Raw genomic sequence first — 12,271 nt, 5'->3', positions numbered from 1 at the left:
CGCTATTGTGAACGTTCACCTATCGCATACAACTAAAGTCGTAGGAGATCGACATGAGGATACGCGGTGAAGTTTTCTGGCAATGGGCTGATCCTTCGCTTCACCACCGCACTCATGACGAGACCCTTGGCGATGGAACGCACATAGATGTCCAGGTGCGACTGTCGCGCGCAGGTAACACGCAAATGTTCATTGGAGTCTATGCCTCGACGGGCATGGCCCTTCACGAGGAGGCGTTCGATTCCCGTCCCGGTGAATCAATGACCAGGGCTTTAGCCTGGGGCGTCGGACGGGCTCGCCGCATTGCCACAGAAACTCTCCCAAAATCCGACCAGGTAGCCTGCTCGTGATAGGGGAGAGGGGTTGCTGGTGCGTTTCGCGGTAGCCAGCCAGGAACAGCAGGTAGTCGCTGTGGGTGCGCTGGTCTTCGAAGCCATTACTGTCCTTGCGCAGTTCTTGCTCGCTCAGGCCTAGCGGGTTGAGCCTGATGAGCACATCGCGTGGGTCGGTGTTGCTGGATCGGTTTTCTGTGGGCTGGGAAAGCCTCAATTATAAGATGCGCGCCTGTCGCACGGAGGACGCGCAATGTCGGGAACTGATAGCTTTAAGAATCTGTACAAGAAGATGGATGCCACGTCGAAAACTAGGTTTCATGCCTCTCGGCGCCTGCGCCTGCATGCGAAGCTTTCGACCTATACGGTCGTCATCCTGTCTCTGGTTCTGATCCTGGTATCTCTAATGCAGGCCTACGATCTAGGCGCAAATATCAAAAGGAAGGAGGTAGTCCTTCTTCAGGTTTTTGCATCGATCGCGGTGCTTGTGTATTCGCTGCTGATCGAGAAGAACGACTTTTCCAACAGGTCAGAGAAGATGTATTCCTGCGCCTCTAAGCTAGACGAGCTGAAGCTGGAGGCTCACCCACATAAAACTGCAGGTACCTTCGACCAGAAGAAATATGACGAGAGCTGGAAGGGGTACCACGACGTCCTGAAGCTTTACGAGACCCACTCGAACAACGATTTTCGAGGCGATTACCTCCGGGCAAAGCTTGAAATGCCTGAGGACTACCCTATGGATGGGTGGCAGAAATTTACGATGTCGGCAAAGGTTTGGGGCTCTTACGTCTTGAATTTCGCAACCTACCCCATGGTTGCTGCTGTTTTGGTTCTTGCTCTTTATTGGGTCTGGGTTGGATTTCAGCCTGCAACTGGTGAGTCTGTAGCGACTCTTCAGTCCCCACGGAAGCAGTCGATGTCTTCGGCTAAGTAGTCGAAATCAAAATCCGTCTGCCTGGCGCGTTGGTCCGCTGACCAGGCAAGCGACCGGTAATTAGGCCGGTCCTGTCTGAACACCTGGCCGAACCGTTCTTCGGTGCCGGACCACCAGATCACCCGGGAAGGATCTTCCTGGATGGTCCTAATCAGCTTGGCCTCGTTCTTCTTCCAGCAAAGGTCGCAGTTGCCGTAGTCCGAGTCCATGCCAAGGTCAAAAGGTTGCTCGGCCCAGAAAGCTGCCACGTCCACCTTGATGACGCCGGCGACGTAGGATGGGCATACGCATCGGCGCTGAAGCCCAGCATGGACAGGGCTTTCTTGATGGCGTCGGTCAACGACTTCTTCGGCGCCTCACCATCAGTGGTCATGCCGTACTTGGTCTTGTACTGGTGCCGGGTGCACCCGTACTGCTCGACCTCGCCGCGCTGCCGTCCTGCATGAATCAGAGCTGGATTTTGTCGGTGTGGCCGATCTCCCAGCCCAAGCAGATTCGCTTGTCGCCTTCGCCGGAAAACACCTCGTGACCGTCGTCGAATCGCTCCTCAAGCACCTTCCAGCCCCAACCGATACCACCGGGCCGAACATTTCGGACGCCTTCATGACCATCGCGGTGCCGTTCAGGCTGGTGATCTTCTGGGCGCCGACCTCGGCGTTCTTGGTGCAGCGGGTATCGGTGGTCTGCACCTGCTCCCAGATGCGCATGTTGGTTGTGGACATTGGAAAACCTCGCGCCAGGCCGGCGCCGTCAGTTGAAATAGGGGAAATGCCAGGTCAAGCCCTGATGTAGGCCAAGCGGCCTGTGCGTCGGCTATGGTTGTGCGCTATAGCGGGCATTTGCGCCTCACCGGGACGCGAAGAAAAGCGGCGATAAATTCTTGCAGATGCTGCGCTATAGCGGCGGCGGATGGTTTGGTTTACGGATTTCTAAACAAAACTTGCAGGATTTTGCGTTTATTATGTCGTCATTTTTCAGTATCTTGCTCTAATTCCCACGGGTGCTTCAAATTCCCTGTATAGTGACTGCGTAGCCGTTTTCTGCGGCTTCTCACTTAAGAGGTAGCTTTTATGCACCAGGCCATATCCCCAGAGACGCAGCGTGCCCATGAGCGCTTGAATGAACAGACTGACTTGTTCATCAAGCAGGGAGGCCAGATTGAAAGCGTTCCTTCTGGAGTCAGCGGCGTGCTAGCGAGCAAGCCGAAGGTCGTTTGGACGAACCCTCACACGGCCAAGCCGATTCACAAACGATAGCGCGCCCAGATGCACTGCTTGCTCGCTCCATGGTGAACGTGAGGGCACAACCGTGTTTGATGCGCCAAGTGATTCAGATATTGCCGTGCGGATTGGAGTGAGCGAGGCGGATGTAGCTCTTTACCGGGGTGATACATTTCGATTGAAAGATGGTTCGTGGCTCATCCATTTTTCCTTCGCAATGCCCCAAGAGCTACGGCAAAGCCTTACCGGCAGTTTCACCCTCCTTTTCAAAATGAAAGAAACAGGCGACAGGCGTATGAGTGAGCTGGATTGAGCATACGATCTGGATGCCAACTCAGCCCAAGCCCTGTCCCAGTGGTCCGCTTTATCTCTTCTGGAAGAGTGGGAAGCGCATACTCAAATAGCTCAGGACTTCTGAGCATTGAGAGGTGTGTATGTCCAGAGATAGGTATGGCGTAGATAGTGACAGACAGGTCAGTCAGCCAGCCGATAATGAGGGGCGGCTACAGAGATCAGTCGATCAGAGTGAGAGCGCTTTCCAAGAGAACTGTGACGACAATTTCGACAGCCCTCCCTTTCGAAGAGGGCAGAAGCAGGGCCCGCCGGACCCATCGAGGGTATCCCATGCAGAGCGTTATAGTTATCACAAGCGCCCATTGGAATAACGTTCAGCTGTAGATGGGCCTAAATGTAAAAGCCTGGCCCGGTGCCGGGCTCTTTGGGTGTTGATTTCGCGCCAAATGACCAAGTGGCGGGCCCGCTGGTAGGAGTTCACACCCGAACCTCGTAGCCCAAGGTCGACTCTCCGCAGATGCAGGCCCGGCAGTTCCAGGCCTGCGGATTTTCGATACTGGCCAGTTCGGCCTGGTGCATCGCGGCCGCGAAGGTTGGACCCTTGAACAACATCAGCACCCGGTCGCCGGGCATTGCCTGACTCTCGGGCAGTTCAGCGACCTGCTCATCAATGAGCGTGGTGATCAGTGGCGTTGTCATGCAGCCTCCTTGCGCCGAACGGCAATACGCCGAATGCGCTCGCAGTAATGTTTGAACTCGTTGGAGTCGATGACGAGGATCGAGGATGGAGAAGTAGGCGACGACCATCGTCTCCGCCTTCGCATCCTCCACCGGGCCAGACCCGGTAGAAGCATCGTCTCGATTGCTGCCTCGATGGCGCTCACCGCCACGCTGTGGGGATTCATTCCGCGTCCTCGGCCTGGGCCAGCACCGCTTCCTTGGCAAAAGGAGTGAGTAGCTGCCGAGCTATCTCTTCAAGCTGGCCCATCGCGAACTCATCCACCGCTTGGGCGAAGCGCTCGTAGGTCACGCCACGCTGGTGGAAGTTGCGCTGGAAGACTACGTTACGGCGCGCCAACAGCTCCGCGATGCCATCATCGAACCAGCGCGCCTCAGCTTCCTCAGCCGCGCTCTCGCTCACCGGAGGCGGCAACTGGTTGTCGTACTGCCATTGTGCTGCTCGAAGTGCGCCCATGGCGGTCCTCCTACACAGATGGGGTGGATGGTAGGTTTGTTTGTGGGCGTGGTAAGTCGTGAATAGCGCTCGGATAAAGTCGCGTAGTGCGCTGATGTATGCAATTGCCTTAGAATGCTCGCCTTTCACCCCTCAAAGGAATGAATACGTGGTGAGCAATAACGCAATCTGCTGCCCGCAATGCCAAGGTCAAAACGTCCAGCTTCTGTCTATCATCCATGCTGCTGGCACTTCTCACATACAAGCAACCCACCAAGCGCAGTCCCAATCCGGATTCGGACCAAGCGTGACCGTTGAAACTTCAGGTCGGCATCAGACCAATTTGGCGGCAAGCGTCGGTCCACCTCCAGGTAAGCGCTTGCTTGGCCCGGTCATCCTTACGGGGGTTGGTGCAATCATCTTGTACGATGGCCTCAAGCTTATGAACACCTTCTGGGGCGTTGATTGGTCAAGGTTCTTCATAGGCGCGACATTTATCACCGTCGGTGTAATTGGATTCGTTCGCCACTGGAAATTCAACGTCGCACAGTACGACAAATTGGAAGAGTGGCGCCGCACTTGGATGTGCCACGCTTGTGGCACTCGATTCATTCCGTAAACGGTATTGAGAGGGCACCTGCGGGTGCCTTTTCTTTTGGCAGAGCTGTTCAGTATTGCGCTGGAGGAGAGGAACAATGCCGGACGCTATCGTCCCATGGCATCCGTATCAGCGAACCCTTGATCAGCCTAAATCCCCCTCAACGATAAGCAACTCACGACGATAGGCGCGTAATGCCATCGCCTTTGCTTGCGAATAGGCGGGATCGGCATAGCACGCCTGGGCCTGGGCATAACTGTCGAACTCGACCGCCAGCGCCCGTGTGCTGGTATGCGACTCGACCAGCGCTGTCGAATCGAGAGCCTTGAGCCTGGCGCCATAATGCTCGGCGATTGGCGCCCACAACCGGCCATATTCCTGCTGCGCCTGCGTGTCGGTAACAGCAGTCCCCAGAATGATCCAGTAACCTTTCATCAATTACTCCTGTTTGCATGTTCTGTACGAGAAGCCTGCCTCAGGGAGCCAGCCAGCAGGATTGCCACAATCCTTCATGGCGCAGGAAGCGCGCCCGTTGCTGAACGGGTCGTGTGAGATCCAGCCACTCCAGCGCTCGCGGCTCGATGCATAGGATTGCGAAGTGCTCGAAACCGCCCTGGATGCGTTCGTAGGCGACTTCAGGGCTTTCAATCACCTGCCCCGGCACAGCGCCATGACGGAACAATGCCTGTGTCTTGTCACGCGCCGCCGACCAGCAGCGTCGTCGATACTCGATGTCCTCGATCAGGGTGGCAAGCCCCTCCATGCGCACCTGGGTCAGGCCGCAAGGGCTCAGTGCCGTTAGTGCAACGCGTGGATCAACGGCAATCTGCGTGCATTTTGCCGAGCGCCTGTCCGCGTAAAAGTACAGCGCGCCTGCACGGGCATCGGCATCTCGCAGTACAACTGTCCTGGAGACGGGCCATCCTTGCTCGTCCAGGGTGGACAGTTGCATGAGCCGATAAGGGTTGCGCACCGGGCCGACCGGGATCGCCAGTTGCGCCCATATGCTCTGAAACAGATCGTCCAGCATGAAAAAACCAGGCTCCATGAAACGAGGGCCGCAGCAATGCTGCGGCCACGGACGATCAAATGCTGCGTGTTACGCCGCCATCGACCCTGATGTTCTGCCCAGTGATGTAGGCCGCGCCTTCGCTAGCAAGGAACGCAATGGTCGCAGCGATTTCTTCGCTGGTGCCGTAGCGCTTGAGCGGCACGCTGTCGCGGCGTTGCTCGGTGCTCGGCAAGCTGTCGATCCAGCCCGGGAGGACGTTGTTGATGCGCACATTATCGCCGGCGAAATTGTCGGCGAAGATCTTGGTGAACGCGGCAAGGCCCGAGCGGAATACAGCAGAAGTCGGGAACAGCTCGCTGGGTTCGAACGCCCAGGCAGTGGAGATGTTGATGATCACTCCGCTCTTCTGACGCTGCATGTAAGGCGTCACCAGGCGAGTCGGGCGAATGACATTGAGCAGGTAAGTATCCATGCCCTTGTGCCAATCCTCGTCGCTGATTTCCAGGATTGGCGCGCGCGGACCATGGCCGGCGCTATTGACCAGCACATCGATACGGCCCCACTTCTCCACGACAGCATCGACCAGGCGTTGCAGGTCTTCAACCGACTGGTTGCTACCGGTTACACCAATACCGCCGAGCTCGGCAGCCAACGCCTCGCCCTTGCCCGAAGAGGAAAGAACCCCAACCTTGAAGCCTTCGGCGGCCAGGCGTCGCGCTGCTGCGGCGCCCATGCCGCTGCCACCTGCCGTGATAATCGCAACTTTTTCTACTGACATGCTGCCTCCAATCTCCCAATGCTGATTTTTCAGGTGCATTCACCTTAGCAGCAGCCCCATTGGTGAGGGAGACAGCTAAACTTCACTATTACGATAGATTAACTATCGGCAGCTTGTTGCTTGAGCCAGCGTTGGACCACGCTCAACGAGTCCGGCTGTTTCATCTTGCGTGGCCAGACCAGATAAAACGACTTGTCGATCCTGAGTTGCTGGGTAAAAACCTGCATCAGCCGGCCTGCGGCAATGTCATCACCGACGAACGCAGGGCTGGCCAGGGCAATGCCCTGACCGCTGATTGCCGCTTCAATGGCCAATGAGGTCTGATTGAAACGCAGGTTTCTGGCTGTGGGCTGCATGTGTTGTGGGAACAGCTCTGCAAGGAACTGAGGCCAGAAATTATGGGCATCGTGCAACATGACGAAATCCTGCAATTGCGCAAAGCTTGCAGGTATTTCGCTGCCTTCGAACAGCTTTGGGCTGGCCACCGCAACGATTAGCTGCTCCATCAGCAGTTCGCTATTCAAGCCCGCTCCGAACTCGGGCTTGCCATAACGGACAGCGATATCCACACCATCGGTGCTGAAGTGCGACAGCCGATCGGTTGCCAGCACACGCAAATCGATGTCTGGATGACTCTGCGCAAAATTGCCGAGCCTGGGAATCAGCCATTTTGAGGCGAAGGTAGGTGTAACGCTGACTGTCAGGTGAGAAGTCTGTGGCCGAAGCAGGCGTGTTGCCTCGTCGATCATGGCCAGTGCACTTCGAATGCTCCCGCTATAGCCCAGGCCTGCATCAGTCAACGCCAAACCGCGGGGTAGGCGTTCAAACAAACGCAGATCCAGGCTCGCTTCCAGCCCGCGTATCTGCTGGGCAACTGCGGCCTGGGTCACACCCAGTTCCTCGGCAGCCACACGGAAGTTCAAGCGGCGAGCCACCACTTCAAAAACACGCAACGCGTTCAGTGAGGGCAAATCAGGGAAACCGTCTGGCATGGCAATGAAAATTCTATCGAGTTGTGCAGTTTTTCTGTTTCTCTGATGCCTTCACAAGGTTGATAACCTGATCGGGCTCGAAAGATTCACTGTGCCGAGGCTACTCCCCGAAAATAGCTAAAGAAACCCGTGCCAATCGAAAGCATCGCTTGGCTAGCTTGCTGAAACGTTTCTTCGAGTCTATAAAAGGGAACAACTCCAAGAAAGGCAACCTGCCATGCCCCTCCTCAAACTCTTCGTTGCGCTTGGCGCCCTGACTGCGGCTTCCAACACCCTGGCCTGGGATTACGTTCTGCTCGACACCGACAAAGCCGCCCAGAACTGGCAGATCACCAGCCAGCAACTTGGCGTAAAAACCGACAAGCCCTTCAGCGTTACCTTGCGCACCTTGCACGGCGGTCGGCAAGAGGGTGTCAGCATCGTCGACATCGATAACGGTACGATGAAACTTTCGGTCGTGCCGACCCGTGGAATGAACGTCTTGCAGGCGTCGGTCGGCAATGTGCGCATGGGCTGGGATTCGCCGGTCAAGGAAGTGGTCAACCCGTCCTTCATCGACCTCAACGGGCGCAATGGCCTGGGCTGGCTGGAAGGTTTCAATGAACTGGTCACCCGCTGCGGTTACGAATGGGTCGGCCACCCTGGCGTCGACAACGGCGAACTGCTGACCCTGCACGGTCGGGCTGCCAACACTCCTGCGAACCAAGTCACCCTGCACATTGATGAGAAGCCCCCTTACGCCATTACCTTGCGTGGTGTAATGAAAGAGCAGGCATTCAAGAAAGTCGACTTCTCCGTCGTGACCGAACTGGTCACCGAACCCGGCAGCGTGAAGTTCGCCCTCAACGACACCTTGACCAACAACGGTGACTATCCGAAGGAATACCAGGCGCTTTATCACAGTAACTTCAGCACCCCGTTTCTGGAGCAGGGCGCTCGTTTTGCCGCGCCAGTGAAGCAAGTGTCGCCATTCAACGACAAGGCAAGGGCAGATCTGCCCGACTGGCAAACCTACCGAGCGCCGACCAAGGACTATGACGAAACGGTTTACAACGTGGTGCCGTATGCCGATGACCAGGGCAATACGTTGACCGTGTTGCATGACAAGGCTGGCAATCTGGGCGTTTCGGTCGGCTTCAATACTCGGACATTGCCTGTATTTTCCCTGTGGAAAAATACCGATACACAAGGCCAGGGTTATGTGACCGGGCTCGAGCCGGGGACGAGTTTTTCCTACAACCGCCGTTACCAGCGGCCACTGAACCTGGTGCCGACAATCGGGCCGAAGGAACACAGGCAGTTCCACATCAGCTACAGCTTGTTGGCGGACAAGGTGGCAGTGGACAAGGCCTTGAAGCAGGTTGGCGAGATACAAGGTGGGCGCGAAACCGAGGTGCGGCAGACGCCATTGGTTGATCTGACCAAGGGGTAACGCCGACCAGGGCATGTCGGCCCTGTCGACTAGTCAGATCTATCAAGTTGTTGGGTTCATACCTTTGCTGAAAGGCTGCTTTCGACCCACGGCGGACACTGATCCAAAGCTCTGTAGTCAGTACCGGCCTCATCGCCGGCAAGCCGGCTCCCACAGGAATATCACCAGCCGTCAGGCATGCGCTGTACCTGTGGGAGTCGCGCTTGCCGGCGATGGGCCGCGAAGCGGCCCTGGTTACAGATTTCCGCTATGGGTCGATAGCTGTCTGTCGACTACGGCCCTAGGATCCATCGCCCGCCGCTCCGCCCATTCAAACGCTAGCCTTCAGGCGGGGATATCCCACAAACGAATTCATCCGATCCCAGGCGGTGCGAGCCGAACTCCACAACATAGCCTGCCCCGCGGCGCACCGCCTCGGCCCTGGCGGTCCTCTGGTCGGCAAACACATCGACGAAATGCCAGGGATGCCGGTCTCTCAGTACGCCCCATCCAAGTACCCAGCCGTCATTGTCCGGGTCGGGTGGCAGGTTTTTCGCCAAGCTGCGGATGCCCATACGTTCACTCCGATGTGCTAGCCAGTCTTCTGCTTGCGAACCGACTACAAACCACGACTTGGATAAAATCGTGTATCAAGCATAGCGCTTACCTGAAACCAGGACCTAAGGCGCGCCCATTTCAGGGTAGTGTGCGCTGCACCAACAGCCAGCGCACATGGGTCATCACCCCTCGAACTGAATCACCATCCGCCCTTTGATCTTGCCCTCCAGCATCTCATCGAAGATCTGGTTGATATCCTCGATCGGTCGCAGGGTCACCTTCGGCACCACTTTCCCTTCCGCCGCAAACTGGAAAGCTTCCTGCAGGTCCTGGCGGGTACCGACCAGCGAGCCGATCACTTCGATACCGTCCAGCACCAGGCGAGGGATGTTCAGGTTCATGGCTTCCGACGGCAGGCCGACCGCAACCAGGCGGCCACCCGCACGCAGGGCGTCAACGGCCGAGTTGAAGGCAGCCTTGGCAACGGCGGTAACCACGGCGGCATGGGCGCCACCGGTCTTGGCTTGGATGACCTTGGCGGCATCCTCGGTGCGTGAGTTTATGACCAGGTCAGCGCCCATCTCGCTGGCGAAGCGCAGTTGCTCTTCGTTGACGTCGATGGCGATCACTTTGGCGTTGAAGACGTTCTTGGCATATTGCAGGGCAAGGTTGCCCAGGCCGCCGAGGCCGTAGATGGCGATCCATTGGCCGGGGCGGATGTTGGAGATCTTCACCGCCTTGTAGGTGGTGACGCCGGCGCAGGTAATACTGCTGGCGGCAGCGGAGTCGAGCCCGTCGGGCACTTTGACCGAGTAGTCGGCCTTGACGATGCAGGCTTCGGCCATGCCGCCGTCCACGGTGTAGCCGGAGTTCTTCACTTCGCGGCACAGGGTTTCGTTGCCGCTGTTGCAATACTCGCAATGCCCGCAGCCCTGGTAGAACCAGGCCACGCTGGCGCGGTCGCCCGGTTTGAGCGAGGTGACGCCTGGCCCTACTGCCTGGACCACGCCGATGCCTTCGTGACCTAGCACCACACCGGTCTTGTCACCGAAGTCGCCATTTTTCACATGCAGGTCGGTGTGGCACACACCGCAGCATTGCATCTTCAGCAGCGCTTCACCGTGCTCGAGGGGGCGCAGGGTTTTCTCCACCACTTCCACGCGACGGCCTGGTGCAACAACAGCAGCTTTCATACGAGCCTCCGTATCCTGTTCCGAATGGGCTTGCTTATCGCCGGCTAAGCATAGCCCTGGGCCGATACGGTAAAACTGCCTCAGGTCATGGTCAGAGGCACTGTGCATGCCACAAAAAGAAAAGCCCGCGGCAACGATGCGGCGGGCTGTAAGAACATAGGGAGCAGGGTTAGTGTGCCCAGCGGGATGTCAGCATTTTGTGAAGCTCAGGTGATGGACTTGTCATGCATGGCTCAGCTCGAGTGTGGTCAGCATGGGCCGGGTTCCATGTGATTTCACTGCACTGGACGCAGGGGGAGTGGCAGCAATAAAAAAGCCCGCCGGGTATGGCGGGCAAGCAACGTTTGAAGGGAGAGCCTGCAGCTTGGGTCCGGCCGGTTAACCCAGCATTAAGCGGTAATGCATTGACCTGTGCAGCCGATCCGCCTATACAGGCCTGCCACCAGCCCAGGAGTCAGCATGCGCGACGAAGATGACCTGCACGAACCCGAACATGATCACCTGCTTGATCACGAATTCCTCTACGACGACACTGAGGCAGAAGCCGATGCCCGAGGCGTCGAGGATGACATCGAGGAAGACGAAGAAACGCTGGATGACCTTGATGAAGAAGAGCGTGGTCACCCAGCCTGGTTCGACGACTGCGAAGACGACTGAGTCAGCGCCCGTCCACCGAAAAACGCCCGGGGCCGCTTACCGCCAGTAACAACATGCCGCCCATGATGCTGAGGTTTTTCAGGAACTGGGTCATGTTGGCGCTGCGCTCAGGGTCGACCATGTTCCAGAACGGGTGGCCCAGCAGCGCCGTGCCCAGCACGAACAACGCAAACAGGAAGGCCAGCGGCCGGGTGTAGAATCCGAGGATCAGCAGGATGCCAACGGCGAATTCCATGAGCACGGCTACTGCCGCTGCCAGCATGGGGGCAGGAGCGCCCAGTGAAGTCATGTAGCCGACCGTGCCTTCGAACCCGGTCAGCTTGCCCCAGCCAGACAAGACGAACAGGATCATCAGCAGCACACGGGCAATCAGGATAATGATGTCGCGTTGACCATCGAACAGGGAGTAGCGCATGGCGGCGTTCCAGTGGACGAGTACAAGCACCACTCTAGCAGCTGCGCAAAGGATTGCTGGCGGGCAGCAAAAAGGCGCCGCAAGGGCGCCTTCGCAAGGAATTTGGTGCGAGTGGCGGGACTCGAACCCGCAAGGCTCACGCCGACAGATTTTAAGTCTGCTGTGTATACCAATTCCACCACACTCGCACGCTTGAAGGGGCCGTAACGACCAGCTCGCTTCTAAGCAGAAGGGCTTCGCAATCAAGCGCGCTTTATAACCCATTGTTATAGTTGAGTCAACCACAGCGCCTATGATCAACAGAATGAAGGTCGATCGAATGGGCAATTGACACCTTGCTATCATTACGCCACTGTTGCCCTTTTATTGGATCCAAAGAGTGTGCGGTGATGACTCTGTCCGATACTCCCGAGCGTATAGTGCACCCACGGCTATTGTGGCGACTTTTGTTCGTGCTGGTCGTCGTGCTGGCGGCATTTCTCTACCTGAGCCTGATCAGCCTGGGCGGTTATCTGCTGATGCTTGGGTTCGATGCCGAACACTCTCAACCGCAGCGGCTGATGGCCCTGGCCGGTGGAGGGCTTATCCTGCTGGTCGGCTTGTGGCTGCTGAAAGTGGCGATGCCTCGGCGCATCAGCCTTGTGCTGGTTGAGCCTGGGCGTTGAACCTCGCAATATTTTCCCTCCTGCTGTGCCGGTGG

At 57.3% G+C, this 12,271-nt stretch carries 17 protein-coding genes, 1 tRNA gene and 1 pseudogene; 7 read left to right on the top strand and 12 right to left on the bottom strand.

Annotation, left to right across the window (positions count from 1 at the left end; translation table 11 throughout):
- Positions 1-53 precede the first annotated feature (53 nt).
- A complete protein-coding gene (locus AC2T3R_RS16815) occupies positions 54-350 on the top strand; it encodes a hypothetical protein (protein ID WP_043935719.1) in 297 nt (98 codons plus the stop codon).
- A 235-nt stretch (positions 351-585) separates the two neighbouring features.
- Positions 586-1,269, top strand: a complete 684-nt coding sequence (locus AC2T3R_RS16810; RefSeq protein ID WP_486743992.1) for an SLATT domain-containing protein — start codon at positions 586-588, stop codon at positions 1,267-1,269.
- Here AC2T3R_RS16810 and AC2T3R_RS16805 read toward each other — a convergent pair.
- Together AC2T3R_RS16805 and AC2T3R_RS16800 are read right to left on the bottom strand one after the other, a co-directional pair.
- Positions 1,230-1,517: a hypothetical protein gene (locus AC2T3R_RS16805; protein WP_241523203.1), complete on the bottom strand. Its 288-nt coding sequence runs from the start codon at positions 1,515-1,517 to the stop codon at positions 1,230-1,232. The genes AC2T3R_RS16810 and AC2T3R_RS16805 overlap by 40 nt on opposite strands.
- A gap of 35 nt (positions 1,518-1,552) precedes the next feature.
- Positions 1,553-1,991: pseudogene (locus tag AC2T3R_RS16800) on the bottom strand (Rad52/Rad22 family DNA repair protein); the annotation flags it as partial.
- A gap of 348 nt (positions 1,992-2,339) precedes the next feature.
- Between AC2T3R_RS16800 and AC2T3R_RS16795 the strand changes: the two are divergent.
- Complete coding sequence (locus tag AC2T3R_RS16795; protein ID WP_015270896.1) at positions 2,340-2,525, top strand: hypothetical protein; 186 nt, start codon at positions 2,340-2,342, stop codon at positions 2,523-2,525.
- 52 nt (positions 2,526-2,577) lie between these two features.
- Positions 2,578-2,802, top strand: a complete 225-nt coding sequence (locus AC2T3R_RS16790) for a hypothetical protein (RefSeq protein WP_080604889.1) — start codon at positions 2,578-2,580, stop codon at positions 2,800-2,802.
- 458 nt (positions 2,803-3,260) lie between these two features.
- On the opposite strand, the gene AC2T3R_RS16785 is transcribed toward AC2T3R_RS16790, so the two are convergent.
- The 6 genes from AC2T3R_RS16785 to AC2T3R_RS16760 form a co-directional block, all read right to left on the bottom strand.
- Positions 3,261-3,482, bottom strand: coding sequence for a hypothetical protein (locus AC2T3R_RS16785; protein ID WP_015270895.1), 222 nt, complete (start codon positions 3,480-3,482; stop codon positions 3,261-3,263).
- Between the two features lie 202 nt (positions 3,483-3,684).
- Complete coding sequence (locus AC2T3R_RS16780; protein ID WP_054572102.1) at positions 3,685-3,978, bottom strand: hypothetical protein; 294 nt, start codon at positions 3,976-3,978, stop codon at positions 3,685-3,687.
- A gap of 721 nt (positions 3,979-4,699) precedes the next feature.
- Complete coding sequence (locus AC2T3R_RS16775) at positions 4,700-4,990, bottom strand: DUF1330 domain-containing protein (RefSeq protein ID WP_015270891.1); 291 nt, start codon at positions 4,988-4,990, stop codon at positions 4,700-4,702.
- Between the two features lie 40 nt (positions 4,991-5,030).
- Positions 5,031-5,585, bottom strand: coding sequence for a pyridoxamine 5'-phosphate oxidase family protein (locus AC2T3R_RS16770; protein ID WP_217191291.1), 555 nt, complete (start codon positions 5,583-5,585; stop codon positions 5,031-5,033).
- Positions 5,586-5,640: 55 nt separating this feature from the next.
- Positions 5,641-6,345 carry an SDR family oxidoreductase gene (locus AC2T3R_RS16765; RefSeq protein WP_015270889.1) on the bottom strand — a complete coding sequence of 235 codons (705 nt, stop codon included), beginning with the start codon at positions 6,343-6,345 and terminating at the stop codon, positions 5,641-5,643.
- A 98-nt stretch (positions 6,346-6,443) separates the two neighbouring features.
- Positions 6,444-7,337: a LysR substrate-binding domain-containing protein gene (locus tag AC2T3R_RS16760; RefSeq protein ID WP_054572100.1), complete on the bottom strand. Its 894-nt coding sequence runs from the start codon at positions 7,335-7,337 to the stop codon at positions 6,444-6,446.
- Positions 7,338-7,554: 217 nt separating this feature from the next.
- Here AC2T3R_RS16760 and AC2T3R_RS16755 point away from each other — a divergent pair, with 217 nt between their 5' ends.
- On the top strand, positions 7,555-8,769 hold the full coding sequence (locus AC2T3R_RS16755; protein ID WP_264209573.1) for an aldose 1-epimerase family protein: 1,215 nt from the start codon (positions 7,555-7,557) through the stop codon (positions 8,767-8,769).
- Between the two features lie 317 nt (positions 8,770-9,086).
- Here the strand turns inward: AC2T3R_RS16755 and AC2T3R_RS16750 are convergent, their stop codons facing one another.
- Positions 9,087-9,323, bottom strand: a complete 237-nt coding sequence (locus AC2T3R_RS16750; RefSeq protein WP_013973199.1) for a hypothetical protein — start codon at positions 9,321-9,323, stop codon at positions 9,087-9,089.
- 165 nt (positions 9,324-9,488) lie between these two features.
- Entirely contained in the window at positions 9,489-10,499 is a 1,011-nt protein-coding gene (gene adhP, locus AC2T3R_RS16745) for an alcohol dehydrogenase AdhP (protein ID WP_013973198.1), read from the bottom strand.
- A 459-nt stretch (positions 10,500-10,958) separates the two neighbouring features.
- Here adhP and AC2T3R_RS16740 point away from each other — a divergent pair, with 459 nt between their 5' ends.
- The gene (locus tag AC2T3R_RS16740) at positions 10,959-11,156 is read left to right on the top strand and encodes a hypothetical protein (RefSeq protein ID WP_015270883.1); all 198 of its coding nucleotides are present in this window, start codon (positions 10,959-10,961) and stop codon (positions 11,154-11,156) included.
- A 1-nt stretch (position 11,157) separates the two neighbouring features.
- Here AC2T3R_RS16740 and AC2T3R_RS16735 read toward each other — a convergent pair whose 3' ends face one another.
- Complete coding sequence (locus AC2T3R_RS16735; RefSeq protein ID WP_015270882.1) at positions 11,158-11,571, bottom strand: DoxX family protein; 414 nt, start codon at positions 11,569-11,571, stop codon at positions 11,158-11,160.
- Positions 11,572-11,674: 103 nt separating this feature from the next.
- Positions 11,675-11,759 (bottom strand) — tRNA-Leu (locus AC2T3R_RS16730).
- 201 nt (positions 11,760-11,960) lie between these two features.
- On the opposite strand from AC2T3R_RS16730, the gene AC2T3R_RS16725 reads away from it, so the two are divergent.
- On the top strand, positions 11,961-12,236 hold the full coding sequence (locus tag AC2T3R_RS16725) for a hypothetical protein (RefSeq protein ID WP_043935716.1): 276 nt from the start codon (positions 11,961-11,963) through the stop codon (positions 12,234-12,236).
- Positions 12,237-12,271: the final 35 nt, after the last annotated feature.

The sequence above is a fragment of the Pseudomonas sp. PVC-5-1 genome (assembly GCF_057444345.1).
The sequence above is the reverse complement of the archived record's forward strand: the minus strand, read 5'-3'. Positions and strand labels throughout refer to the sequence as shown.

What these genes read in the sequence shown, in the direction of transcription:
- AC2T3R_RS16725 (WP_043935716.1), top strand. Translation starts at nt 11,961, where the DNA reads ATGACTCTGTCCGATACTCCCGAGCGTATAGTGCACCCACGGCTATTG.
- AC2T3R_RS16735 (WP_015270882.1), bottom strand. Translation starts at nt 11,571, where the DNA reads ATGCGCTACTCCCTGTTCGATGGTCAACGCGACATCATTATCCTGATT.
- AC2T3R_RS16770 (WP_217191291.1), bottom strand. Translation starts at nt 5,585, where the DNA reads ATGCTGGACGATCTGTTTCAGAGCATATGGGCGCAACTGGCGATCCCG.
- AC2T3R_RS16765 (WP_015270889.1), bottom strand. Translation starts at nt 6,345, where the DNA reads ATGTCAGTAGAAAAAGTTGCGATTATCACGGCAGGTGGCAGCGGCATG.
- AC2T3R_RS16740 (WP_015270883.1), top strand. Translation starts at nt 10,959, where the DNA reads ATGCGCGACGAAGATGACCTGCACGAACCCGAACATGATCACCTGCTT.
- AC2T3R_RS16795 (WP_015270896.1), top strand. Translation starts at nt 2,340, where the DNA reads ATGCACCAGGCCATATCCCCAGAGACGCAGCGTGCCCATGAGCGCTTG.
- AC2T3R_RS16810 (WP_486743992.1), top strand. Translation starts at nt 586, where the DNA reads ATGTCGGGAACTGATAGCTTTAAGAATCTGTACAAGAAGATGGATGCC.
- AC2T3R_RS16785 (WP_015270895.1), bottom strand. Translation starts at nt 3,482, where the DNA reads ATGACAACGCCACTGATCACCACGCTCATTGATGAGCAGGTCGCTGAA.
- adhP (WP_013973198.1), bottom strand. Translation starts at nt 10,499, where the DNA reads ATGAAAGCTGCTGTTGTTGCACCAGGCCGTCGCGTGGAAGTGGTGGAG.
- AC2T3R_RS16780 (WP_054572102.1), bottom strand. Translation starts at nt 3,978, where the DNA reads ATGGGCGCACTTCGAGCAGCACAATGGCAGTACGACAACCAGTTGCCG.
- AC2T3R_RS16815 (WP_043935719.1), top strand. Translation starts at nt 54, where the DNA reads ATGAGGATACGCGGTGAAGTTTTCTGGCAATGGGCTGATCCTTCGCTT.
- AC2T3R_RS16775 (WP_015270891.1), bottom strand. Translation starts at nt 4,990, where the DNA reads ATGAAAGGTTACTGGATCATTCTGGGGACTGCTGTTACCGACACGCAG.
- AC2T3R_RS16750 (WP_013973199.1), bottom strand. Translation starts at nt 9,323, where the DNA reads ATGGGCATCCGCAGCTTGGCGAAAAACCTGCCACCCGACCCGGACAAT.
- AC2T3R_RS16760 (WP_054572100.1), bottom strand. Translation starts at nt 7,337, where the DNA reads ATGCCAGACGGTTTCCCTGATTTGCCCTCACTGAACGCGTTGCGTGTT.
- AC2T3R_RS16755 (WP_264209573.1), top strand. Translation starts at nt 7,555, where the DNA reads ATGCCCCTCCTCAAACTCTTCGTTGCGCTTGGCGCCCTGACTGCGGCT.